The sequence below is a fragment of the Streptomyces sp. NPDC006335 genome, from assembly GCF_040612795.1.
Lineage (GTDB): Bacteria > Actinomycetota > Actinomycetes > Streptomycetales > Streptomycetaceae > Streptomyces.
In genome coordinates this window covers 122,057-146,509 of record NZ_JBEXQX010000020.1, presented here as the reverse complement: position 1 = coordinate 146,509, position 24,453 = coordinate 122,057, and the positions used below count along the sequence as shown (strand labels likewise).

19 protein-coding genes and 1 pseudogene are annotated in these 24,453 nt (G+C 71.3%); 15 read left to right on the top strand and 5 right to left on the bottom strand.

Annotated elements, in window-relative coordinates; all coding sequences use genetic code 11:
- Nucleotides 1–16: 16 nt before the first annotated feature.
- Nucleotides 17–682 (top strand): annotated as a pseudogene (locus ABZ098_RS37880) (beta-L-arabinofuranosidase domain-containing protein); the annotation flags it as partial.
- Between the two features lie 33 nt (nt 683–715).
- On the opposite strand, the gene ABZ098_RS37875 reads toward ABZ098_RS37880, so the two are convergent.
- Nucleotides 716–1,213, bottom strand: a complete 498-nt coding sequence (locus ABZ098_RS37875; protein ID WP_356598319.1) for an FBP domain-containing protein — start codon at nt 1,211–1,213, stop codon at nt 716–718.
- 70 nt (nt 1,214–1,283) lie between these two features.
- On the opposite strand from ABZ098_RS37875, the gene ABZ098_RS37870 reads away from it, so the two are divergent.
- Both ABZ098_RS37870 and ABZ098_RS37865 read left to right on the top strand, forming a co-directional pair.
- Entirely contained in the window at nt 1,284–1,853 is a 570-nt protein-coding gene (locus ABZ098_RS37870; RefSeq protein WP_356598317.1) for a WHG domain-containing protein, read from the top strand.
- 17 nt (nt 1,854–1,870) lie between these two features.
- On the top strand, nt 1,871–3,040 hold the full coding sequence (locus tag ABZ098_RS37865; protein ID WP_356598363.1) for a GDSL-type esterase/lipase family protein: 1,170 nt from the start codon (nt 1,871–1,873) through the stop codon (nt 3,038–3,040).
- 390 nt (nt 3,041–3,430) lie between these two features.
- On the opposite strand, the gene ABZ098_RS37860 is transcribed toward ABZ098_RS37865, so the two are convergent.
- Nucleotides 3,431–4,237 (bottom strand): LysR substrate-binding domain-containing protein, encoded by an 807-nt coding sequence (locus ABZ098_RS37860; protein WP_356598315.1) that lies wholly within the window; start codon nt 4,235–4,237, stop codon nt 3,431–3,433.
- A gap of 58 nt (nt 4,238–4,295) precedes the next feature.
- Between ABZ098_RS37860 and ABZ098_RS37855 the strand changes: the two genes are divergently transcribed.
- Together ABZ098_RS37855 and ABZ098_RS37850 are read left to right on the top strand one after the other, a co-directional pair.
- Complete coding sequence (locus ABZ098_RS37855; RefSeq protein ID WP_356598313.1) at nt 4,296–4,679, top strand: DUF5997 family protein; 384 nt, start codon at nt 4,296–4,298, stop codon at nt 4,677–4,679.
- A gap of 70 nt (nt 4,680–4,749) precedes the next feature.
- Entirely contained in the window at nt 4,750–6,921 is a 2,172-nt protein-coding gene (locus ABZ098_RS37850; protein WP_356598311.1) for a hypothetical protein, read from the top strand.
- A 232-nt stretch (nt 6,922–7,153) separates the two neighbouring features.
- On the opposite strand, the gene ABZ098_RS37845 is transcribed toward ABZ098_RS37850, so the two are convergent.
- Nucleotides 7,154–8,020 (bottom strand): fructosamine kinase family protein, encoded by an 867-nt coding sequence (locus tag ABZ098_RS37845; RefSeq protein WP_356598309.1) that lies wholly within the window; start codon nt 8,018–8,020, stop codon nt 7,154–7,156.
- A gap of 173 nt (nt 8,021–8,193) precedes the next feature.
- Here ABZ098_RS37845 and ABZ098_RS37840 point away from each other — a divergent pair, with 173 nt between their 5' ends.
- The 10 genes from ABZ098_RS37840 to ABZ098_RS37795 all read left to right on the top strand — a co-directional run bounded on the left by ABZ098_RS37840 (nt 8,194) and on the right by ABZ098_RS37795 (nt 21,417).
- Nucleotides 8,194–9,528, top strand: a complete 1,335-nt coding sequence (locus tag ABZ098_RS37840) for a sugar ABC transporter substrate-binding protein (RefSeq protein WP_356598307.1) — start codon at nt 8,194–8,196, stop codon at nt 9,526–9,528.
- Entirely contained in the window at nt 9,525–10,430 is a 906-nt protein-coding gene (locus ABZ098_RS37835; RefSeq protein ID WP_356598305.1) for a sugar ABC transporter permease, read from the top strand. The genes ABZ098_RS37840 and ABZ098_RS37835 overlap by 4 nt, the downstream gene beginning before the upstream one ends.
- A complete protein-coding gene (locus ABZ098_RS37830) occupies nt 10,427–11,371 on the top strand; it encodes a carbohydrate ABC transporter permease (RefSeq protein WP_356598303.1) in 945 nt (314 codons plus the stop codon). The genes ABZ098_RS37835 and ABZ098_RS37830 overlap by 4 nt, the downstream gene beginning before the upstream one ends.
- 27 nt (nt 11,372–11,398) lie before the next feature.
- The gene (locus ABZ098_RS37825; protein ID WP_356598301.1) at nt 11,399–12,307 is read left to right on the top strand and encodes a 5-dehydro-4-deoxyglucarate dehydratase; all 909 of its coding nucleotides are present in this window, start codon (nt 11,399–11,401) and stop codon (nt 12,305–12,307) included.
- The gene (locus tag ABZ098_RS37820; RefSeq protein WP_356598299.1) at nt 12,304–13,557 is read left to right on the top strand and encodes a glucarate dehydratase family protein; all 1,254 of its coding nucleotides are present in this window, start codon (nt 12,304–12,306) and stop codon (nt 13,555–13,557) included. The genes ABZ098_RS37825 and ABZ098_RS37820 overlap by 4 nt, the downstream gene beginning before the upstream one ends.
- Before the next feature lie 94 nt (nt 13,558–13,651).
- Nucleotides 13,652–14,272, top strand: coding sequence for a hypothetical protein (locus ABZ098_RS37815; protein WP_356598297.1), 621 nt, complete (start codon nt 13,652–13,654; stop codon nt 14,270–14,272).
- A gap of 93 nt (nt 14,273–14,365) precedes the next feature.
- A complete protein-coding gene (locus tag ABZ098_RS37810) occupies nt 14,366–15,421 on the top strand; it encodes an NAD-dependent epimerase/dehydratase family protein (RefSeq protein ID WP_356598295.1) in 1,056 nt (351 codons plus the stop codon).
- 138 nt (nt 15,422–15,559) lie between these two features.
- A complete protein-coding gene (locus tag ABZ098_RS37805) occupies nt 15,560–17,329 on the top strand; it encodes an NlpC/P60 family protein (protein ID WP_356598293.1) in 1,770 nt (589 codons plus the stop codon).
- Nucleotides 17,330–17,536: 207 nt separating this feature from the next.
- Nucleotides 17,537–20,440, top strand: coding sequence for a glycosyl hydrolase 115 family protein (locus ABZ098_RS37800; protein WP_356598361.1), 2,904 nt, complete (start codon nt 17,537–17,539; stop codon nt 20,438–20,440).
- 206 nt (nt 20,441–20,646) lie between these two features.
- Nucleotides 20,647–21,417 carry a LuxR C-terminal-related transcriptional regulator gene (locus tag ABZ098_RS37795; RefSeq protein WP_356598291.1) on the top strand — a complete coding sequence of 257 codons (771 nt, stop codon included), beginning with the start codon at nt 20,647–20,649 and terminating at the stop codon, nt 21,415–21,417.
- Here ABZ098_RS37795 and ABZ098_RS37790 read toward each other — a convergent pair.
- Together ABZ098_RS37790 and ABZ098_RS37785 are read right to left on the bottom strand one after the other, a co-directional pair.
- Nucleotides 21,386–22,867 (bottom strand): MFS transporter, encoded by a 1,482-nt coding sequence (locus ABZ098_RS37790; protein ID WP_356598359.1) that lies wholly within the window; start codon nt 22,865–22,867, stop codon nt 21,386–21,388. The genes ABZ098_RS37795 and ABZ098_RS37790 overlap by 32 nt on opposite strands.
- Nucleotides 22,868–22,974: 107 nt before the next feature.
- On the bottom strand, nt 22,975–24,420 hold the full coding sequence (locus ABZ098_RS37785) for an alpha-amylase (RefSeq protein WP_356598289.1): 1,446 nt from the start codon (nt 24,418–24,420) through the stop codon (nt 22,975–22,977).
- Nucleotides 24,421–24,453: the final 33 nt, after the last annotated feature.

Sequence of the window (24,453 nt, the reverse complement as noted above, 5' to 3'; positions counted from 1 at the left end):
CGGGGTGGCACGCACCCTGAACGGACTGCACGCCAACCAGCACATCCCCGTCTTCACTGGCCTGCTGCGGCTGCACGACGCGACCGGCGAGCAGCGCTACCTCAGCGGGGCGAGGAACTTCTGGGACACGGTCGTCCCGGCCCGGACGTACGGCATCGGCGGCACCAGCACCGGGGAGCTCTGGAAGGCCTCCGGGGCGATCGCGGGCACGATCGGCGACACGACGACGGAGACGTGCTGCGCGTACAACATGCTGAAGCTCAGCCCTGGTCCCCCGCGACTCGTCCACCAGCCGTCTGCGGTTCGGGCTCTACGCCGACGCGGCCCTGTCCGGCGATCTGCTGCCGACGCTGACCCCGGTGAGCGGCGAGCCCCTCCATCACGCGCTCGACGGCATCGAGTTCGCCCCCCTTCCACAAAAAGGGACCGAGGACCCGACCCACGCCTGCTTCCCGCGCTCGGAGCCCAGGGTCGTCTTCGGCGGGGTCGACTCCGGTGTGGCCAACCCCGTGCGATCCGACGGGACTTCACTGCTCGACGAGATCTGGGCGGGGGCACCCTTCGCCACCGAGAACGCGCTCATTGCCCGGGTGCAGTCGACGGTGAGCGCCGGGGGGCGGCCGGACCGCTCACCCGGGCGAACGGCCGGACGGTCGTGGACACGGCCCAGCAGGCGACGTACGTCCTGACCCTGCTCCCCCAGGACGCGGGTGCCTCACACGGCGCCCGTCACCTTGGCGACGAAGGCGGCGAGGTTCGTCACCGTGCGCCGGATCTTCTCCTCCACGGTGAGCGTCTCGTGCAACCGCGCTCCGGCGCCCACGTCCTTCTTCCCGCGCACATACAGCGAACAGGCCAGGTCGTCGCATATGTACGCGCCCACCGAGTTGCCCTGCTGCCCCGCCTTGCCCGCCCTCGGGGCGACCATCAGGGAGACGCCGCCGGTGTGGGTGGTCAGACACATCGAGCACATGCTGCGCCGCGTCTGCCAGGAGCCGGCGGCCGAGCCGCGCAGCGCGAGCGCCGTCGGGCGGCCGTCCTGCACGGTCACCAGGTAGGCCCGATCGGGAGCCTGCGGATCGCGCCAGCCGAGGTAGTCCAGGTCCTCCCACGGCCGGTCGGCCAGGTCACGCGGCACGGACAGCCGCTTCGCCTCGCCCTTGGTGCAGTTCACGAAGGCGGCACGGATCTCTTGCTCGGTCAACGGTTCCATAACTCCACGCTAGTTTGCCTAAATGCTTTAGGCAAACGCATAATCGACTCTGGCGAACGAGAGGACTGCTATGGCACGGGTAGGGCTGACCACGGACCGGCTGGTCCGGGCGGGCGCGGAGCTGGCCGACGAGGTGGGCTTCGAGCAGGTGACCGTCTCGGAGCTCGCCCGCCGGTTCGACGTCAAGGTCGCGAGCCTGTACTCGCACGTGAAGAACTCCCAGGACCTCAAGACCCGGATCGCCCTGTTCGCCCTGGAGGAGCTCGCCGACCTCTCCGCCGACGCGGTGGCCGGACGGGCCGGCAAGGACGCGCTGACCGCCTTCGCGAACGTCTACCGCGACTACGCCCACGCCCACCCGGGCCGCGCCACGGCCGCCCGGCTCCGGCTCGACCCCGAGACGGCGGCCGCCAGCGCGGGCGTACGACAGGCGCAGATGATGCGGGCCATCCTGCGCGGCTACGACCTGCCCGAGCCCGACCAGACCCACGCCGTACGACTGCTGGGCAGCACGCTGCACGGCTACGCGAGCCTGGAGGGGGCAGGCGGGTTCAGCCACAGCTCCCCCGACTCCGAGGAGTCGTGGGAACGCATCCTGGACGCCCTCGACACGCTGTTGCGCAACTGGCCCACCCGCTGACCGACAGGCTGAGGAACATGCCCGACTGGATCACCACCCCCGTCACCGCCGAGCTGCTGCGCGGCGCCCTCGACGTGGAGCGCACCGAGCACGGGGTCCTGCCGCACCGGCTGCCCGCCCGGGCGCGCGCCCAGAACACCGACGACCAGCTCGCCATGGCGGAGTCCCAGCCCTCCGGCGTACGGCTGGCCCTCCGCACCCGGGCCACCGCGCTGGAGCTGGACACCTTGCCGACCAAGCGCGCCTACGTCGGTGCCCCGCCCCGCCCCGACGGGGTGTACGACCTGGTCGTCGACGGCCGGCCGGCCGGTCGGGGCAGTGTGCTCGCCGGCCATGTCATCACCATCGACATGGCCGAGGGCACGTCCGAGGTCCGGCCCGGGGAGCCCGGCACCGTCCGTTTCGACGGCCTGTCCGGCGACCTCAAGGACGTGGAGATCTGGCTGCCGCACAACGAGACCACCGAGCTGATCGCCCTGCGCACCGACGCGCCCGGCGAGCCCGCCCCGCGCGGTGACCGCCGGGTGTGGCTGCACCACGGCAGCTCCATCAGCCACGGCTCCGACGCGGCCAGCGCCACGGGCATCTGGCCCGTGGTCGCCGCGAGGCTGGGCGACGTGGAGCTGATCAACCTGGGCCTGGCGGGGAGCGCGCTCCTCGACCCGTTCACCGCGCGGGCACTGCGCGACACCCCCGCCGACCTCATCAGCGTCAAGATCGGCATCAACCTCGTCAATCACGACCTGATGCGGCTGCGCGCCTTCGGTCCCGCGGTGCACGGCTTCCTCGACACCATCCGCGAGGGGCACCCGGACACTCCCCTGCTGGTCGTCTCGCCCATCCTGTGCCCGATCCACGAGGACACACCGGGTCCCTGCTTCCCGGACGTCAGCGAACTGGGCGAGGGCCGGCTGCGGTTCAGGACACTGGGCGACCCCGCGGAACGCGCGAGCGGGAAGCTGACCCTCCAGGTGATCCGCGAGGAACTGGCCCGGATCGTGAAGCAGCGGGCCGCCGACGATCCGCACCTGCACTACCTCGACGGGCGCGAGCTGTACGGCGAGAACGACTCGGCGGAGCTGCCGCTCCCGGACGACCTGCACCCGGACGCGGCGACGCACCGACTGATGGGGGAACGGTTCGCGGCGGTGGCTTTCGGGGCCGACGGGGTGTTCGGCAGCGACTGAGGCGGTGGGCCGGCGGCAGGCGTTGGGGCGGACGTCTCGCCGGGGCGCCCTGGATGGCGCGGCCAGGAACCACTACCACCGGTACCACGGGCCGGGTCCGGACCACGGCCGCGTATCCGGGAGTATCGGGCCCTTGGATTCGGGCTGCACCCTGGGAACTTCCGACCGGCCCGACTCCCGGTTCCCGACCGCCCTGACCGCGAATTCCCGGCTCCTGGCTGCGACCTCGGGCTGCGGATCCCGGGCCCGGGTGCGGGCGGGCGGGTTCGGGCTCCCCGGGGTGCGGACCGCGTTCTCCCGCTCCCAGACTTCCGGGCACCGGGCACCGGGCACCGGGCACCGGGCACCGGGCACCGGGCACCGGGCACCGGGCACCGGGCACCGGGAAAGCTAACCCCTGCGCTTGGGCTTGCCCCGTCGGGCGCCCCCGGCCTTGGCGCCGCCGGAGGAGCCGCCGGACCGGCCGGACCCGCCCCGGCCCCCCTTGGCCGCGCCGGAAGCCCCCCGCGCCGTGCCCTTCCCCGCGCTCGCCGGCTTGCGGCCGCCGCCCTTCTCGGGCCGTTGTCCGCGTTCCGGCTCGGGCTGGGTGCGGCCCCGTGAGCTGTTGACCGTGCGTCCCCGGACGATGCCGATGAAGTCCTCGACCATGTCCGTCGTCGCGTCCTCCCGCCAGGACAGGGCGATCTCGGACTGCGGGGCGTCGGTGAGCGGCCGGTAGGTGAGGTCGCGGCGGTGGTGGAGGCGGGCCAGGGACTGGGGGACGACGAGGACGCCGATGTTCGCCGCCACGAGCTCGATGGCGTCCGCCGTGGTGGCCGGGCGTTCGAAGGCCGGTTCACCGGGCGGCCGCTCCCAGCCGATGACGTCGTCGAGGGGGTGGAGGACGACCTCGTCGGCGAGGTCCTCCAGGGTGACCTCCTCGGCCGCGGTCACCACGTGGTCCTTGGGGACCACGACCACGGTGGTCTCGGTGTAGAGGGGGATCGCGCTGAACACCGTACGGTCGACCGGGAGACGCACGAACCCCGCGTCCGCGGTCCCGTCGCGCAACACGTCGGATGCCTCGGCGGCGGTCACCTGGAGGAGCTCCAGGGGGATGTCCGGCAGGCGCTCGTTCCAGATCCGCACCCACTTGGCGGGCGTCACCCCGGGGACGTACGCGAGCCGGAAGGAGGGGGAAGCTGGCGAGTCTGTCACGCGGCAAGGTTACCCACTGTGGTCGGAGGTCTGGTGCGCGGCCGATAGTCTGGACTCCATGACGTCGCACCAGAGCACCCAGACGATGAAGCCCGCCACCGCGGCGAAGAAGCTGGGTGTGTACCTCCCCGCCACCCCCGCCGAGTTCCAGGAGGGTGTCGTCTCGCGCGCCGAGTTCAACGAACTCCAGGCGAACCCGCCCCAGTGGCTTCAGGACCTGCGACGCAACGGTCCGCACCCCCGCCCGGTCGTCGCCGCGCGCCTCGGTGTCTCCATCGCCGGTCTCGCCCGCGGCGGGGTCACCGAGCCGCTCACCACCGAGCAGATCGAGGCGCTGCGGGACGAGAAGCCCGAGTGGCTGGAGAAGGAGCGCGCCACGCAGGCGGAGGTCCGCAAGGAGACGGCGCGCATCAAGGAGAAGAAGCAGGGCCAGGAGTCCTGACTCAGGGGGGCGGCACAAGCCCCCGGAAACTCCGATGCGCCGGGTCGAACACCTCTGCGACCATTCCGGCATGGTCCACCGTCTCGAATCCCTGGTCGTTCGGCATGCCCTCCGGCTGCCCGCTCCCGTCGGCCCCGCCGGTGCGGGCGACGTAGCGGCGCGGCAGTTCGACGCCGTGCTGATGTCCGTCGGCTTCAAGCTGTCGGCCGATGCCCTGAGGACGTTGTCGGGCCTGTCCGAGAGCACGGTCGTCGACACCGCGGTGCCCACGCTCGCCACCGTCCGTGAGATGGCCGGCGACCATGTGCGGCACAACGTCTACTTCAAGGACTTCCCCGCGAACGTCCCGGACACCTTCGAGTTCTGGACGCGCTGCGTGCGCGAGGCCCTGGAGGACGGCAAGGCCCGCTCCGGCGTCATCGCCCAGCTCCGCAACGGCGTGCTCAACCTGCTGACGCTGCCGTCGTACGGCACGTACCAGCACACGTACGACGAGATGCTGGCCGCGCACGACGAGCTGACGGCCGCGCTCGGCGACCGGCTGACCGTCCTGCACCTGGGCGGCCCCCTGGAGGACGAGGTCACCGCCCTGTACCTGGCGCTGGCCGGCAGCACCACGCCGCTCGGGGACGAGCACCTGGCCGATCTCAAGGTGCTCGCCGGGCACTGCGCGGACGGCCCCCAGCCGGAGACGATCCCGGTGCGGGAGAACCGTGCCGTCGTCAACGAGGCCCGGCTGAAGGCGGGTTCGAGCCTACTCCTGGACACCGTGACCGATGTGCTGCGCCTGGCCTGCGCGTTGTCGGGCGGCGACGTGTCCCTCCAGGAGCCGACCCGGTTCCGGGCGCTGTCGCGGCCGGTCCGCCGGACGCTGCTGGCGGGACTCGACTCTGTCGTGGCGGCGGCCCCGGCCAAGATCGCCGACGTCCTCACGCACCGTGAGCCCTTCAAGCGGCTCGGCGAACGGCTGCATCCGCACGAGTACCCGCAGTGGCCGCGTGCCGCCGAGGTGTTCGCGGTCGCCCGGGGTGAGAAGAAGGCGTACACCTTCGACGCCCGTGTGGAGGCGCTGCTCGGCGCGGACGACGTCACCGGGGCGGTGGCGCTGCTCAGGTCCGCGCCCGGCAGGCTGTTCCGTGCGCTGGACCGGCTGCTGCGCACCGCGCGCACGCAGGAGCAGCGGGACGCCGTGGTGGCCGCCGTCGAGGAGGTCGCTCCCGAGGTCTCCGGGCGGGTCGTGCTGTCGGTGCGTGAGTACCTGCACAACCGGGCCGCGGAGTCGGGCCGCAAGCGGGTGTTCGTCAACCGTCTCGGCCGCGCGCACGTCGCCGACGACACGCGAGCGGCCGTACCGGAGGCGGAACGCGAACGTCTGATCACCGTGCTGGACGCGGAGATGGCTCGTCGACTCCCGTCCCCGGAGCGGCTGTTGGTCGGCCCCGACGTCCTCGACGTGGCGCTTCCGCTCAGCGGGCGGGCGACCTCGGGCGGGCTCGGTGTGCTGCCCCGCGGTTCCCTCTCGCCGGTCGACGGGGAGCTGCTGCGGTTCTTCGTGTACTGGAAGCAGGCGAGTCGGGTCACCGACTACGACCTGTCGGCGCTGCTGCTGGACGCGGACTACGAGACGGTGTCGTGGCTGTCCTACACCAATCTCCGTGAGGTGGAGGGCGAGCACTCGGGTGACATCACCAACGCCCCCGACGGTGCCTCGGAGTTCATCAATCTGCGGCTCGGGGCGGTGCGGGGCACGTACATCGTGCCGCAGGTCAACATCTACTCCGGGGAGAAGTTCGAGGAGGCCGAGGAGTCGTTCTTCGGGTTCATGCTGCGCGAGGGCGAGCAGCAGGGGCGGCCCTTCGAGGCGCGTACCGTGCGGATGAAGTCGGAGCTGCGCGGTCCTGGTCGGGTGGCGCTGCCGCTGGCGTTCCGGCGTGCGCGGGACGGGAGTTGGCACGCGAAGTGGCTGCATCTGTACCTGAAGGGGCACCCGGAGTACAACCGCGTCGAGGGCAACCGGGTGTCGGTGGCGGCGCTGCTGCGGGCCGTCGTCGAGCGCGAGCAGCTCACGGTCGGGTATCTGACCGCACTGATGGCGAACGGCGGTACGGAGGTGGCGGCTTGGGACGCCGAGTCGGTGCCGGACGGGCCCGTGACGTACATCGGCCTGGAGCGCCCCGAGGGGCTGCACCCGGACTCGGTGGTCATCACCCCGGAAAATCTGCGCGACTTGATCCCCGAGTGACTGCTAGCGTGACGCGTGGCGAGGCCATGGAAGGGCTTCCTCCTCAACGCGATGAGCCCCCATGGGGCTTGGATTTCAGCCCTTCCGCTTTCCTCGCCATCGACGTGGCACGTGCGACGAGGCCATGAGGGGGCTTCCTTCTATCCGGTTTTCAAACCGGCTTCCTTAGAGCCCAGTCCCTTCGCTCTCCTCGTCCTCTGCGGCACGCGGACAGGCGGCCCCGGACCGGTTCTCACCGCTCCAGGGCCGCCTTCGCCGTGCTGAGCGCCTGCTCGGCGTAGCCCCGCCCGAAGAGCACGGCGTGCACCAGCAGCGGGAACATCTGGTGCAGGCCGATCCGGTCGGCCCAGCCGTCGGCGAGCGGCTCCGTGCTCTCGTAGCCGCGCAGCACCTCGTCCAGGTGCGGACAGCCGAAGAGGTGGAGCATCGCGAGGTCGGTCTCGCGGTGGCCACCGTGCGCGGCCGGGTCGATCAGCCAGGCGTGGCCGTCGGCGCCCCACAGGACATTGCCGTTCCAGAGGTCGCCGTGCAGTCTGGCGGGCGGCTCCGCGGGGCCCGCGAGCACCGGCAGCCGCTCGCAGAGCTCTTCGATCACCTCGGCCTCCGGGGGCGTGATGGTGCCGTCGTCCACCGCGCGCCGCAGATACGGCAGGACCCGGTGCTCGGCGTACCACGTCGGCCACTCGGCGCCTTCGACGTTCCGCATCGGCGCGCGCCCGATGTACGCCTCCCGGGGTCCGCCGGGCGGCGCCGAGCCGAAGGCGGGCGCCCCCGCGAGGTGCAGCCCGGCCAGCGCCCGGCCCAGTTCGAGCGCCGCCTCCCGGCTCGGCCGCCCCCGCGCGACCAGGTCGGTCACCAGCAGGCGGCCGTCCTGCCCGTGCGCGGTCGGCACCCGCACGGCGTCGGCCTCGGCCAGCCAGCGCAGCCCCGCCGCCTCCGCCCGGGCCTCCTCGAGACTGCCGGCGCGCTTCACCATCACCGCCCGGCCGTCGTCCAGGGTCACCTCGGCCAGCGCGCCGGACAGCGGGCGCTCATCTGTCACCGTTCGGCCGGTGAGCCGCTCCGCCGCCGCACCTGGGCTTTCGTCCCGGTCGTACACCCGTGCCTCCCTGATCACTCGCACCACCGCCTCAGCAGTGTTCCCCGATGGGCTGATGCACAGCCTCTGTGAAGACTCTCAGCCATGTCTTGACATATGGAAGAAACAATCCGTAGCTTGGCCGATCATTTAGATTCGTGAAGCGGGTTCACGGATATGAACGGAGAGTGTCCATGGGCGATCGCCGACGACGTCGCCGCCTGGCCGCGGCGGCAACCGTCGTGGGACTGATGTTCGGAACGGCCGCCTGTGGCTCCGGCTCCGGCAGCGCGGGCAGCAGCGATCCGAACACGCTGGAGGTCTGGACCCGGAGCAATCCGGACTCGGCCGCCACCTACGACCGGGTCTTCGCCGCCTTCACCAGGAAGACCGGCATAAAGATCGACTACCAGCCGGTCATCAACTTCGACCAGCAGCTCCAGAGCCGGGCGTCCACCAAGGACCTGCCGGACGTCATGATCAACGACACGGCGCTGATGGGCAGTTACCAGAGCCAGGGCCTGCTCAAGCCCATCGACCCCGCGTCGGTCGCGGGCGGCGACCAGATCACCGCCAAGTCCTGGTCCTCCACCGTGGGCATCGACGGGAAGCACTACGGCATCCCGTACTCCCGTCAGGCCCAGACCCTGATGATCCGCAAGGACTGGCTGAAAAAGCTCGGACTGAAGGCGCCGACGACCTGGCAGCAGATGCTCGCCGTCGCCAAGGCCTTCGCCACCGAGGACCCGGACGGCGACGGCAAGGCCGACACCTACGGCATCGTCGCTCCGGCCAGCGCCCAGAACGGCTACGCGGCCTGGTGGGGCGCGAGCTTCCTGTGGCAGGGCGGCGCGCAGATCATCAAGGCGGACGGGCAGGGCAAGTACATCCCGGCCATGGACTCGGCGGCCGCGGTCGACGCCGTGACCTGGATGAAGAAGAACCTCTTCTGCGGCAGCAAGGGTGTCGTCCAGCCCGGCGCGATCACCGCCGTCACGGGCACGGCCACCAACTTCCAGGACGGCAACGCCGGGATGTACATGACCGGCCCGTACAACATCACCACCTTCGACGCCACGCCCGGCAAGAACACGTACGAGGTCGTCCCGGCCCCAGCGGGCCCGGCCGGCGGTGATGTGCTGGCCGACGGCGAGAACGTCTACCTCGGTGCCAGGACCGGCAAGGACAGGCAGGAGCTCGCACTGGCCTCCTTCCTGGTGTCGCCCGAGGGCCAGAGGATCGCCATGACCAGCGTCGACGGCCACCAGCCCGTCGTCCGCATCCCCGTCAACTCCACGCTGGACGCGGCGAAGGTCAGGAACGACGCCCGCTGGAGCGTCGTACAGAAGGCCTACGAGGACGCCTCCCAGCAGTTCCCGAACGCGCCGGACTTCGCGCCGATCAAGCAGGACACCGCCGACGCGCTGAACTCGATCTTCACGTACTGCGGCGGTGACGTCCGCTCCCAGCTCAAGGAGCTCAACGACACGCTCGCCGGTGACCTCAAGGACCAGGGGCTGCTGAAATGACCGCTACCGTCCCCGCCCCCGCGGCTCGCAGAGCCGTCAACAAGAGGGCCGTCGTCCCCTGGCTCTTCCTGGCCCCGGGGCTGGTGCTCGCCCTGGTCTTCAAGTTCTGGCCGATGGCCAAGGGCATCTGGCTCAGCTTCTTCGACGTGCGGCCCTTCCTCGGCGACCAGTGGATCGGCCTGGACAACTACACGAGGGTCCTGACCGACCACCGCTTCCAGGACGCGATCGGTCACACGCTGATCCTCGGCCTCGGCCAGGCGGTCGGCGCGATCCTGCTCGGGTTCGCCCTCGCACTGCTCCTGGAGGGCCAGGCCCGCTCGCTGAAGTTCCTGCGTACCGCGGTCTTCCTGCCCGCCGTCACCGCCACCGCGGTCGTCGGCGAGCTGTGGCGGCTGATGTACTACCCGACCTCCGACGGCCTGATCAACAGCGGCCTGCACTTCTTCGGGCTCGGGACCGTCCAGTTCCTCGACAACCCGAACATCGCGCTCTACTCGACGATGGTGATGGGCATCTGGATCTGGGCCCCGTACAACATGGTGATCTTCCTCGCCGGTCTGGCGGGCGTGGACCGCTCGCTGTACGAGGCCGCCGCGATGGACGGCGTCTCGCTGTGGCAGCGGCTGCGCCACGTCACGCTGCCCGCGATCCGTCCGGCGCTCATGATCGTGCTCACCCTCGCCACCATCCGCGGACTGCGCGTGTTCACCGAGGTCTACGTCCTCACCGGCGGCGGCCCCGCCGGGTCGACCGACGTCTGGATGACCCGCGCCTACACCCTGGGCTTCACCCGCAACGACATCGGCGGCGCCTCGGCGGCCTCGGTCGTCCTGCTCTGCGTGACGCTGCTGCTCACCGTCACGGTCAACCACTTCCGCAAGAGGGGAGAAGCGCGATGAGCGCCCCCACCATCGACTCCGCCCGGCCGGCGGCCCCTGACACCCCGGCCGGGCGGACCACCAAGGAGCAGCGGACCACCCCGGCCCGCTTCGACACCGCCCTCGGCTGGAACGACAGGCCCGGCCTCGCCTGGGGGCTGAGGATCCTGCTCTGCGTGATCGCGCTCGCGATCTTCGCGGCACCGTTCCTCACCATCTTCTCGGGCGCCTTCACCACCCACCCCAGCGGCTCCTCGCTGTCGTTCCTGCCGCACGACACCACCCTGTCGAACTTCAAGGTGGCCGGCGCGCAGGGCATGTGGGACTACCTCGGCAACTCGCTGGTCATCGCGGGCGGCGGACTGCTCCTCCAACTCGCGGTGTGCACCCTCGCGGCCTACGCGCTGGCGCGCCACCGGTTCCGCGGGCAGGCGCTGATCATGATGCTGTTCATGATGACGCTGATGCTGCCCGAGGAGGTCATCGCGATCCCGCTGTCCCTGGTCCTCGGTGATGTGCCGGTGGTCCACGTGGACCTGAAGGGCACGGTCTGGGGCGTCATCCTGCCGCTGGGCGCCTGGGGTTTCTCGGTGATGATGCTGACCGAGTTCATGCGGGACATCCCGGACGAGATCGAGGAGGCCGCCCGTCTCGACGGGGTCGGCGAGCTGCGGATGCTGTGGCAGATCATCCTGCCGTTGTGCAAGCCCGCGCTCGGCGTGGCCGGCGTCCTCGGCTTCATCATGATCTGGGACCAGTACCTGCTCCCCCTGATCGCGGCCAAGGACCCCACCGACTACACGGTCACCGTCGCCCTGGCCACCTTGCGCACCGACCCCGTGGTCGGCTCCGGTGTGGTCCTGGCCGGCGCGGTCATCGCCCTGATCCCCAGTCTGATCGTCTATCTGCTCCTCCAGCGCTCCCTGGTCACCGGCATCGCCGCCGGCGCCACGAAGGGCTGACCCCGACCCCCCACGTTTGAGGGAGACATGAAGTTCCAAGGAGTGCTGTTCTTCCCGGTGACACCGTTCACCGCGGACGGCTCGCTGGACGAGGAACGGCTCGCCCAGCACATCGAGAACGGTGTCGCGGCCGGCGCCGGAGGCGTGTTCGTCGCCTGCGGCACCGGTGAGTTCCACGCGCTGACGCCCGACGAGCTGGAGCGGGCCACCCGGGTCGCGGTCGAGACGACCGCGGGCCGGGTGCCGGTCCTCGCCGCCGCGGGCGGCCCCACCCCGGTCGCCCGCGACCACGCGGCCCGCGTCGCCCGCGCGGGCGCCGACGGCATCCTGCTGCTCCCGCCGTACCTGGTGACGGCCCCGCAGCAGGGCCTGGTGCGCTACGTCGAGGAGGTCACCGCCGCGAGCGACCTGCCGGTGATCTTCTACCAGCGCGGCACCGCCCGCCTCACCGAGGGGACGGCGGCCGAGATCGCCGCGCTCCCCAAGGTCGTCGGCCTCAAGGACGGCCTCGGTGACATCGAGCGGATGCACCGCATCGTCCGCGCGGTACGGGCCGTACCCGGCACGGAGGACTTCCAGTTCTTCAACGGCCTCCCCACGGCGGAGATGACCGCACCCGCCTACCAGGGCATCGGCGTCTCCCTGTACTCCTCCGCCGTGTTCGCCTTCGCGCCCGAGATCGCCCTCGCCTTCCACCGGGCCCTCGCCGCGGGCGACCGACCGCTTCTCGACACACTCCTCGACGAGTTCTACGGCCCCCTCGTCCGACTCCGCGACGAGGTACCGGGGTACGCCGTGGCGTTGGTCAAGTCAGGAGTGGCCCTGCGGGGCCTGGACGTGGGTGGCGTACGGGCGCCCCTGGTCGACCCGACCCCGGAGCACGTCGCACGGCTGTCCAAGCTCATCGACCACGGCCTGGAGGTGGTCGGCGCATGAGCGACCCGACCCGGATCAAGGAGCTGATCGTCACCCCGATCGCCTTCCGCGACCCGCCGCTGCTCAACTCCAACGGCGTGCACGAGCCCCTCGCCCTGCGGATCATCCTCCAACTCGTCCTGGAGGACGGCACGGTGGGACTCGGCGAGTCCCCCGGTGGAGTGGCCCGCCTGGAGCGACTTGAGGCAGCCGCCAAGGTCGTCGTGGGCATGGACGTCTTCGACACCACGGCCGTCGCCGCCGCGATCGACGCCGCCCTGCTGCCCACGGTCCCCTCCTCGCACGAACGCGGCTGGACGACCTCCGCCGTGGAGGTGGCCTGCCTCGACGCGCAGGGCAAGCTGCTCGACCGCCCGGTCAGCGACCTGCTCGGCGGGACGGTCCGGGACTCGGTGCCGTTCGCCGCGTACCTCTTCTACAAGTGGGCCGAGCACCCGGCCCTCGACGGCCGAGCCCCGGTCGGCGACGACTGGGGCGCGGCCCTGGACCCGGCCGGCATCGTGGAACAGGCCCGGCTGATGCAACAGCGGTACGGGTTCAGGTCGTTCAAGCTCAAGGGCGGCGTCTTCCCGCCCGACGAGGAGATCGCCGCGATCAGGGCGCTCGCGGAGGCGTTCCCGGGGCAGCCGCTGCGCCTGGACCCCAACGTGGCGTGGACGGTGGAGACGTCGAAGTACGTCGCCCGTGAACTCGACGGCGTGCTGGAGTACTTGGAGGACCCGACCAAGGGCATCGAGGGCATGGCGGCGGTGGCGAAGGACGCGCCGATGCCGCTGGGCACCAACATGTGCGTGATCGCCTGGGAGCATCTCAGGCCCGCGATCGAGCAGAACGCGATCCAGGTGCTCCTCACCGACCACCACTACTGGGGCGGCCTGCGCCGCACCCGTGAACTAGCCGCGGTCTGCGAGGCGTTCGGGCTGGCCCTCTCCATGCACTCCAACTCGCACCTGGGCATCAGCCTGGCCGCCATGACCCATGTGGCCGCGGCGATCCCGAACCTCGACCACTCCTGCGACACGCACTACCCGTGGAACTCGGCCGACGACGTCGTCCTCCCCGGCGTCCTGGAGTTCCGCGACGGCGAGGTAAAGGTCCCGACGGGCCCGGGCCTAGGCGTCGAGCTCGACCACGACGCCCTGGAGCGGCTGCACCGCCTGTACGTCGACTCCGGGGTACGCAGCCGCGACGACACCGGGTACATGCGGCGCTTCCAGCCCGACTACGAACTCCGGTTGCCGCGTTGGTGACGGGGCCGCCACTCCCCCGCTGACGGGACCGCCCCGAACGGGATGACGCGCGGCAGGCGGGCTGACGCTCGGCCATGCCGGGTAGGGCAGCCTCATGCGCACGCGAGAAGAGGCCCTGCGGGCGGGGCCCCGGTGGGAGACCTTTCTGCGGGGCGTGGTGGAGCGGGTGCTCGCGGGAGGCGAGTCGCAGCCGTGGTGGTTGCCCCGGCGCGTGCTGACCGTGGTGTCGGTCGATGTCGACGTCGCTGCCGGGGTCGGAGCGGTCTGGGCCGTGTGGCGTCCGGCGTCACCGAGGACGCGGGAGCACCTCGCGCTCCTGGAGCGGCACGGCGAGCGGTGGCGCTGCGTCGGGGGCGGCAGCGGATCCGGAGACGACCCCGTCGATGTCGGTGTGCTCGACGTACGCGACGGCGCGGGCACCCTCGGCCTCGCCCGCGGCCGCGACTTCCCGCACTCCCTCGCCACGGCCCTGTGGATCGGCTGCGTCAAGGTGCGACTCGGGCGGGACGTGGGTCACGTGCTCGTCGGTGCCCGCCGTGTCGGAGTTCCCGAGCACCGCAAGCTCATCGCCGTCTGGACGTCGTCCAGCCATGTCGGCCGCGGACCACGTCCCGTCGTCGTGGCGCTGGCACACGACGGCACCGAACTGTCCCGCATCGGCCCCCACGACGGTCTCGACACCCAAACCTGGTCGCGCTTGCGAGAAGAGCCCTGACCGGCCCGAGAGGCGCTGTGGCAGAGCCCGACCACCTCCCGCCGAAGATCCGCCGGTGCTTCAATGTCACCCTCTGGACGGAGGGGCGACGGCATGGGTGCGGAGTCGGGCGGGGTCCTGGTGACCGGTGGCAGCGGTTTCGTCGGCAGCCATCTGGTACGGCGGCTGCTGGAGCGCGGTTACGAGGTGCACGCCACCGTGCGCGGTCTCGCCAACTCGGCGAAGGTGCGCCCGCTGCGGGACATGCAGGCCGAGTTCCCCGGCAGGCTCACGCTGTTCGAGGCGGATCTCCTCAAGGAGCGCTCCTTCGACGAGGCCATGGCCGGCTGCCGCGTGGTCTTCCACGTGGCCTCGCCGTTCTTCATGCCGGAGAAGATCAAGGACGGCCAGAAGGACATGGTCGACCCGGCTCTGATCGGCACCCGCAACGTCCTGGCCGGCATCGAGCGGACGCCGTCCGTGGAGCGGCTCGTCCTCACCTCCACGGTCGGTGCGATCTTCGGCGACTACTCCGACGTACGGAACATGGACGGGCAGGTCCTGTCGGAGAAGTACTTCAACACCAGTAGCACCGTGGAGAACAACCCGTACCACTACGCCAAGACGGTCGCCGAGCGTGCCGCCTGGGACGCGGAGGCCGCGCAGGACCGCTGGAGCATGGTCTGCCTCAACCCCGGCCTGATCCTCGGCCCTTCGCTCACGCCGGCCTCCGAGTCCGGCAGCCTCTTCCTCCTGGAGGAGCTCTTCAAGGGCTACTTCTTCTACGGCGCCCCCGACTTCAGCTTCACCACGGTCGACGTCCGGGACGTGGCCGAAGCTCACATCGCGGCGGCCGAGAACCCCGACGCGAAGGGCCGTTACATCGTGGCCGCGGAGAGGATGACGTCGTTCCACGAGATGGCCCGCATCATCCGCACCCGCCACCCCCGCGACCCGCGCATCCCGCGCACCGCGCTCCCCCACTGGCCCGTGCGCGTGCTGGGCCCCGCCTTCGGCCTCACCCAGGACTACATCCGCAAGCACCTCGGCATCCGCTTCCGCGTGGACAACGGCCGCAGTGTGCGCGAACTCGGCCTCGCCTACCGGCCGGTCGAGGAGACGGTCCTCGACCACTACGAGGCGTGGCGCGAACAGCGCGGCCGGAACTGACCGTCAGCGGGAGCAGCGGCCCGTACGCGACGAAGGTCACAGTTACATCTCACGCTTTTCACACTTCAATCTTCACGCGAGCCTCACAAGTTGGCTAAGTTGACGGGCGAGCAGCACGACGGAAGGGGCACATCTTTCATGGCGCCGGATCGAACTTCGCGCAATGGAGGGTTCAGCCTCCCCGCCAAGCGCAACTCCGCCCTCGCGACGGCCGCCATGGCCTCCGCGGCCCTCCTCTCGCAGACCGCGAACGCCGCGGCGGACGAAGGCCCGAGCCGTGACGAGGTGAGCCGACGGGTCACCAACCTCTACGACCGGGCCGAGAACGACTCCGGCACCTACAACGCCACGCGCGCGGCCCGAACGGCGTCGAGTACCCGTGACCGCACCGGTTCGTCGACCACCGGAGGCGGCAGGAGGGCGGGCAGTGATCCCGCCCTCGACGACATCGCCAAGCAGTGGTACGGCATGGCCCGCGCGAAGACGGGGCCCATGGTCGAGGCGACCCTGCCGTCCGACCGCGTCGCCAACCGCCGTGCCGAGACGGGCAGCCGTCGCCCGGCAAGCGGCCCCCCGGCGGCACGCGACCGGAAGCCGGCCGAACGGTCCGTGCCGGAACTCACCGCCACACCCGTGCCCGCCCTGCCCACCGCACCGCAGCCCGCACCGGCCGCGCTCGCCGCCGCCCCGGCCCAGTCGCCCACATGGGCTCCGGAACCGGCCCCACAGGACCTCACCGGCACCGGGGAGATCCCCGCCCTGGGTGCCTCACCCCTCGTCACCGGGGTTCCGGAGTACACACCGCAGCCCGTCACCGGCACCGCCGAGTACGGACCACAACTCGTCACCGGTGTTCCCGAGTACAGCCCGCAGCCCGTCACCGCGCCTCCGACGTACACCGCGCAGACCGACACCGGCTTCCCGGAGTACACCGCCGCGTCGACCGCCACGGGCTTCCCCCAGTACAGCCCGCGGATCGGCACCGGATACCCCGACCTCACCGGCCAACCGGGCACCGCCCTGCCCGAGTACACCGCGCCGACCACCACCGGCTTCACGGACTACAGCGGTCAACTCGGCACCGGCCTGCCGGAGTACGCGACACCAGCGGCCACCGGCTTCCCCGAGTACCCCGCGCAGACCACCACGGGCTTCCCCGAGTACCCCGCGCAGACCACCACGGGCTTCCCCGAGTACTCCACGCAGACCACCTTGGGGTACCCCGAGTACTCCACCCAGTCCACCCCCACCGCAGGGTTCTCCGACTACCCCGCCCCGACCACCGCGGGCCTCTCCGAGTTCCCCGCGCAAGCCACCACGGGACACCCCGAGTACTCCGCCCTCACCGCCCCGCTCGCACCCCCGCCGGTCGACACCACGCAGAGCACCCCGCTCATCCCCTCCCCCCGCACCCCCGAACCGTCCTGGCAGGCACCCCGGCCGACCCCGGTCCCCGCCGCCACCCCCTTGACCTCGGCCCCGGCGCCGACGCCGACCCCCGGCCTCCCCACCACCGACGCCGACCTCCCCGCCCCCGACCCCGGTTACGACTCGAAGGTCATCCAGGTGCTCGCCTTCGCCCGCTCCCAGATCGGCAAGCCCTGCCTCTGGGGCGCTGCGGGTCCGGGGTCGTACGACAACTCGGGGCTCACCCAGGCCGCCTGGAAGGTCGCGGGCGTCTCCCTCCCCCGCACCTCCCTCGGTCAGGCGAGCTCGGGCACGGCGGTACCGCTGTACGCGATGCAACCCGGCGACCTCGTCTTCTTCCACGACGACTTCAGCCACGTGGGCCTGTGCACCGGCAACGGCATGATGATCCACGCGCCGGGCCCCGGGTCGTCCATCCGCGAGGAGTCGATCTACCCGACCGGTGAGTCGATCATCCGCGGCGCGGTACGGCCCGCCTGACCCACACCGCGAGAAGCGGGTACGGCCCCGCCCGACCCACCCCGCGAGAACGCGACACGTACGCAACTCCCTTCACGCAGACCTCTGGACGCCCCCGTGCGCCTCGCCTAGGGTTCCGGAGAAAGCGCTTTCTGGCCTGACCATGCCAATCTGGGGGAGCGTCTCGTGCCGCACCAGCAATGGACCCGCAAGTCCTTCCTCCGGGGAATGGCCGCCGTCGGCGCGGTCCCCTTCCTCCCCGGTGTGATCCCGGCGAGCGCCCACGCGGCCTCGTCGGGCCGCCCCGACTTCCCGCTGGCGGCGGCAGGCAAGGCCGTCGGCATCTTCGTGGACGCGGCGGACGACCCCGCCGTCGTCCGCGCCGCCGGAGACCTCCAGGCGGACATCGAACGGGTCTCCGGGACGAGACCCGACCTCCTGCGCGCCCTGCCCCGCAACGCCCCCCTCCTCGTCCTGGTGGGCACCCTCGGAGCGAGCCCCGCCATCGACCGCCTCGCCGCTCGGGGCCGCCTGGACGTCTCCCGGGTGAAGGGCCGTTGGGAGGCGTCCGTGACCCAGGTGGTCGAGCGTCCGCTGCCCGGCGTCGACCGCGCCCTGGTGATCGCCGGGAGCGACCGGCGCGGGACCGTATACGGCGTCTACGACACCTCGGAGCGCATCGGCGTCTCCCCCTGGTACTGGTGGGCCGACGTCCCCGTCGAGCGCCGGGACACGGTGACCGTCCCCGCGGGCCCGTTCACCCGTCACGAACCCTCGGTCCGCTACCGCGGCGTCTTCATCAACGACGAGCAGAACCTGACCACCTGGTCCCACCGCACCCAGGAGACCGACAAGAACATCGGCCCGGAGACGTACCGGCGCGTCTTCGAGCTGCTGCTGCGTCTGAAGGCCAACTACCTCTGGCCGGCGATGCATCCGTACTCCGACTTCTTCAACAAGTACCGGGAGAACCCCGAACTCGCCGACCGCTACGGCATCGTCGTCGGCTCCAGTCACCCCGAGGCCCTGCTGCGCAACGGGGTCCACGAGTGGGAGCCGTGGATCGCGGAGCACCCGAACCCCGACGGCAGCGCGCCGGTCTACGACTACACGGTCAACCCCGCCGTCATCTCCGACTACTGGAGGGCCCGGGCGAGGCAGAACGCCGCCTACGAGAGCAGTTGGACGCTCGGCATGCGCGGGCTGCACGACAGCGCGCTGGAGACGAAGTACGCCACCACGATCCCGGAGAAGGTCGTGGTGATGAACGACATCATCGCCGACCAGCGCAGGATCCTCGCCGAAGAGGTCGGCTCCGCGGCCGAACCTCAGATCTTCATCCCGTACAAGGAGGTCCTGGACCTGTACAACGCGGGCGTCCAGGTCCCGGACGACGTCACGCTGATCTGGCCGGACGACAACCACGGCAACATGCGCCAGTTGCCGAACGAGTCGGAGCGGGCGCGGCCGGGCGGCAACGGGATCTACTACCACCTCTCCTACTGGGGCCGCCCGAAGAGCTATCTGTGGCTGGACACCACCCAAGTGGCCAAGGTGTGGCAGGAGTTGCGGAGGGTGTACGAGCACGGCACCGACCGCATGTGGATCTTCAACGTCGGTGACCTCAAGTCGATCGAGACCGGCCTGTCCTTCGCGATGGACATGGCCTGGGACGTGGACCGCTGGGAGGCCGACGACGTCGAGGGCTTCCTCGCCGAATGGGCCGGCCGGCAGTTCGGGCGGCGCCACGCCCGTGAGATCGCCGCGATCCGCACGGAGTACTACCGGCTCGCCGGTGAACTGCGGCCGGAGTTCATCGCGGCGGGCCTCGTCTCCGTCGTCCACCACGGCGACGAGGCGGGGCGCCGGATGGCGGCGTACGAACGGCTCCTCGCGCGGGTACGGGCGGTGGGGGGCGAGCTCCCCGAGGCGTACCGGGACGCCTTCTACGAGCTGGTCGAGTACCCGGTGCACGGCGCCTACTTGATGAACCTGAAGTACTACTGGGCGGACCGCAACGCGCTCGCAGTCCGGCAGGGCCGCGGGGCCGGGACCAACCGCTTCGCGGACCTCGCGCTGGCCGCGCACTCGGCGGAGGCCGCGCTCACCAGCCGCTACAACACCCAGGTGGCGGGCGGGAAATGGGACGGGATCGTCAACCCGTATCCGTCCCAGATCCCGAAGGCGCCGGGGCGCCCGGCCGTCACCAGGGTGCCCCGGCAGGAGACCTCGGGGCTCGGGGTGGCTGCCGAGGGGAACGAGACCGGGGCGGCCCGGCCGCTGTCGTTCTCCTCGTACACCCGCGACCGACGCTTCGTCGATGTCTTCAACACCGGTTTCCTGCCCCTGGACTGGACGGCCGAGGCCAGTCACCCCTGGGTGGTGCTCAGTACCTCCGGAGGCTCGCTGACCGAGCAGCGGCGGGTGTGGGTGGAGATCGACTGGGAGCGCGCGCCCGAGGGGGCGCAGGAGGCCACGGTCACCTTCACGGGCGCCGGGCAGCGCCATGACGTGCCGCTGCGGGTGGTCAACGCCCGCAGACGAGCGCGTGGCTTCGTGGAGGCCCACGGTCACGTGTCGATCGACGCGGCGCACGCCGACCGGAGGGTGGCGCGGGGCGGCTGCCGCTGGCGGACCGTGCGCGGACTCGGGCGTCGTACGGGAGCCGTGGAGGCCGTTCCGTCGACGGCGGCCCCGATCACCGGTGACGTCGCCTCCCGGGCACCGGAGTTGAGGTACCGGGTGCGGTTCGCCAGTACCGGCACCTTCCGTGTCACCGTCTTCCGGCTGCCCTCGCTGGACGAGCGCGGGCAGCGGCGGGTGGCCGTCGGACTCGACGACCAGCCGGTGACCGTCCTGTCGGGGCAGGCCGTCGCGACCGGCAACCGGGGGGACGCCTGGGCCCGCCAGGTGGAGGACGGTGTCGAGCGGCTGACCGCCACCGTGACGGTCGCTGAGGCCGGGGAGCATGTGCTGAGGATCTTCATGGTCGATCCGGCGATCGCGGTGGATCAGATCGTGATCGACACCGGCGGCCTGCCCGCCACCTATCTCGCGCCACCGGAGAGCTACCACCCGGTGTTCAACCCGGAGCCGGCGCCGGGCCCCACCCTGGAGGCGCCGGACCAGTAGGGACAGGCCCGTGCGGGCCGCCGGTCCCCCGTGCCGGCGGCCCGCACGAGTCGCGGCCGGCGTTGCCGTCCCCGCGGGGGGACAGGCGTATCCGACGGGCCGCCCTCCCCCCACTGCGGCCCGCCGGAGCTTCAATGTGCTGGAGTACATGCGAGAACGTCGATGTTGCTCGGATGAAGTGTGGGTCAGCGAGGTACTGGGCCGGTATGGGTACAACTGCGTATGAGCGGGTGCTGTCGGTCGCCGTGGCCGCGCTCCACGAACGCGACCCTGAGCGACTGTGGCCCCTGCTGGCGGGCGAGCTGCCGGTCCTGTGCGGCGGTGACGCCCTGATCTACAAGCTGGACGACTGGAACGAGAGCGAGGGCACGCTGGGGCTGTCCCCCGGTGTCGACGCGGAGTTCACCGCGCTCGGCGACGAGGAGACGGGACTGCTGCGCGCGAGCTACCCGTTGGCCGGGCACTACGCGGGCCGAGCGGACCGTACGCCGGTCACCGCGCGACGGGTGGCCGGCCGCTCCTGGTCCGGGAGCCCGACCGCGCGGCTGCTCGACGACCTCCTGGACGTCGATCACGTGCTGGGGATCCCACTGCCGCAGTCGACGACGCCGGTCACCGGCTGCCTGGTGTACCGCTCCGGGCGGGACTTCACCGACGACGAACTGCGTCTGGCCGAGCAGTTGCAGCCCCTGCTGGCCGCCGTCGAACAGCAGCGGCAACTCCTGCGAAGGCTCAACCTCCCTTCCGAGGAGGCGGCCGACGTGGCGCTCACGCCCCGGGAGACCACGGTGCTGCTCCTGCTCGGCGACGCCCTGACCGCCGTGTCGATAGGCCGCAGGCTCGGGATATCCGAGCGTACGGTCCACAAGCACATCGCCAACATCTACCGCAAGCTCGGCACGCACGACCGCGTCAGCACGGTGCTGCACGCCCAGCGCCTCGGTCTCATCCCTGCGGCAGCGGCGGGCCGCCCTTGAGGCGTTCCAGGTCGGAGGGGCGGACCTGGATGACCACGACGGCGATGAGGGCGGCGAGCACCGTGAAGATCGCGGCCACCACGAAGGCGGCCGAGACACCGGCGGTCAGCACCTCGTCGCCCCAGGAGCCCGGGAGTTCGCCGGTGCGGGCGAAGAGCCGCCGCTCGGCCGGGGTGGCCTGGGCGAGGAAGCGCGGGACCTGCTTCTCCGCCTCGTTGGTGCTGGCCGTGCCGAACATGGTGACCAGGATGGACAGCCCGAGCGAACCGCCCACCTGCTGGGTGGCGTTGAGGAGCCCGGAGGCCGCGCCGGTCTCCTGGGTGGGCACGTTGGAGAGCGCCATCAAGGTCAGCGACACGAACTCCATGCCCATGCCGAGGCTGAAGACCAGCATCGGCCCGAGGACGCTGCCCGCGTAGGTGGAGTGGACGTCGGTCAGGGTCAGCCAGGCCAGCCCCGCCGCGGCGAGGATCGCGCCGCCCACCATGAAGGGCTTGGGCCCGTAGACGGGCAGGAACCGCGAGGCGAGACCGGCACCGATCGCGATGACCGCGCTGACCGGCAGGAACGCGAACCCGGTCGCCAGGGGGCTGAAGTCCAGGACGTTCTGCACGAAGAGCGTCAGGAAGAAGAACATGCCGAAGATGGCCGCGGCCAGGCACAGCATGATGCCGTAGGTGCCCGCGCGGTTGCGGTCGGCGAACATGTGCAGCGGGGTGATCGGCTGCCGGGAACGCTTCTCGACCAGCACGAACACCGCGAGGAGGACGACCGCCGCGGCGAAGGAGCCCAGGGTGAGGGCGTCCCGCCAGCCTTCCTGGGCGGCCCGGATGAAGCCGTACACCAGCAGTACCATGCCCGCGGTGGCGGTCAGCGCCCCGGTGATGTCGAAGTTGCCGGGATGGCGCTCGGACTCGCGGATCCAACGGGGCGTGGCGAGCGCGATGAGCACTCCGATGGGCACGTTGACGAACAGCACCCACCGCCAGTTCAGCCACTCGACGAGGACTCCGCCGGCCAGCAGCCCGATCGCGCCGCCGCCCGCCGAGACCGCGGCGAAGACGCCGAACGCCCGGTTGCGCTCGGGGCCTTCGCGGAAGGTCGTACTGACCAGGGAGAGGGCGGTCGGGGAGGCGATGGCGCCGCCTACGCCCTGGAGGGCGCGGGCCGCGAGGAGTTGGGCCTCGTTCTGGGCGAGGCCGCCGAGCAGCGAGGCGAGCACGAACAGCAGCACTCCGCAGACGAACATGCGACGTCGGCCGAGGATGTCTCCGGTCCTGCCGCCGAGCAGCAGCAACCCGCCGAAGGTGAGGGTGTACGCGTTGACCACCCAGGCCAGGCTGGTGGTGGAGAAGTCCAGGGAGCGCTGGATGTCCGGGAGCGCGATGTTCACGATGGTGATGTCGAGCACGACCATGAGCTGGCAGGACGCGATGACCAGCAACGCCATGGCGTTACCGCCCCCGCCGGAGTCCGGTGGGGTGGTCCTCGGTGCAGAACTCGCCTGCGGGTCGGTGCTCATAATCTCCGTTCGACCGTACGCCCCTGTCGCGGCCGTCACCACTCGAGGACGTGGTACCCCCAGGCGGCCAGGGACACGAACAGACCGGAGTCGGTCAGTTCGTCCCCGTCACGGTCTAGGACCGCCCCGCTGAGCAGGTCGGTCGCCCGGCAGGAACGGCCCCGCAGGTCGTGCCAGGGCAGGGGCAGCCGCGCCCGGGCCGGACGGTCGGAGTCGTTGACGACGACCAGGTGGCGGGCGTCGGCGTGCGTCCAGGTCCAGGCGAGCAGGTGCTGGTGGGTGTCGTTGCCCGGCCCGCCCTCCGGGGTCAGCGGCCGCCAGTCCCCCCGGCGCACGGCGGCAGCGGCGGGCAGCAGCCGGGCGTGGAAGTCGCGCAGGGGCTCGTCGACGGGCTCCTGCGGCCTGCGCCTCAGGAACACGGGCGTTCGCACCCGGCGGCCGTCGAACTGGCCCTCGTGCCAGAGCGTGGCGCCTGGCAGGGTCGCCACGACCACGGCCGCCGCGCGTCCCCGGTCGCCTGGCAGGGTGGCGGCGGCCCGCGGTTCGTCGTGGTTCTCCAGGAAGCGGACGAGCCCGCGCTGGTGGGCGGGGTCGGCGGCGAGGTGGGCGCGGACGGAGCCGGCGTCCTCGTGCAGGAGGCGGTCGTACAGGCGCTTGTCGTAGCAGTGGTCGAAGCCCTGCTGCTGGAGGGCGTGTTCGCGGTCCCAGTAGGCCTCGGCGACGAAGAGGAGGCGGGGGTGGCGGGCCCGCACGCGCGGGATGACGTACGACCAGAAGTCCTCGGCGGGGGCCGTGCCCGCCCGGTCTCCCCAGGTCGTCCCGAAGATGTCGTTCATCATCAGCATGGCCATGTCGCAGCGCACGCCGTCGGCCTGGTCTCCGATGGACACGAGGGTCGCGACGGTCGCCTCCCGCAGGGCGTCGCTGAAGGCGTTCAGCTGGACGACGTCCGGCCAGGGCGGGAAGTAGGGGTCGCGGCCGCGGGCGTGGATCCCTCCCCCGGTCTCGACGAAGTCCGCCGGGGCGCGGGCCAGGTCGTCGGCGGTGCCCCGGACGAGGCGGTCGGGGGCCGAGGTGAGCCAGGGGTGGTCGGGGGCCACGTGGTTGGGGACGTGGTCGAGGATCAACCGCACTCCCCGCGCGGCCAGTTGGGTGCGGGCGGCGGCCAGTCCCGCCGGGCCGCCGAGGGAGGAGTCCACGACGTAGTTCCGTACGCAGTACGGCGATCCGGCGATGTCCGCCTCGGTGACGTCGGGCAGGGCCTCGCGGAAGGAGGCCATGAGCCCTTGGTCGCGCAGGGCGATCTCCCGTCCGGCCTGGCTGCGTTCCCACACGCCCATCAGCCACACGGTGTCGACACCGCGCGGTGCGACGCGGTCCCAGACCTCGCCGGGCACGTCACCCAGGGTGACGGGACGGTCGTAGCGGTGGCTCAACTCGCCCAGCCAGACAATGGTGTTGATCTCGTGGATCACTGTCATGACAAGGGCTCCTCCCCGCCACCGCCAGGTCGA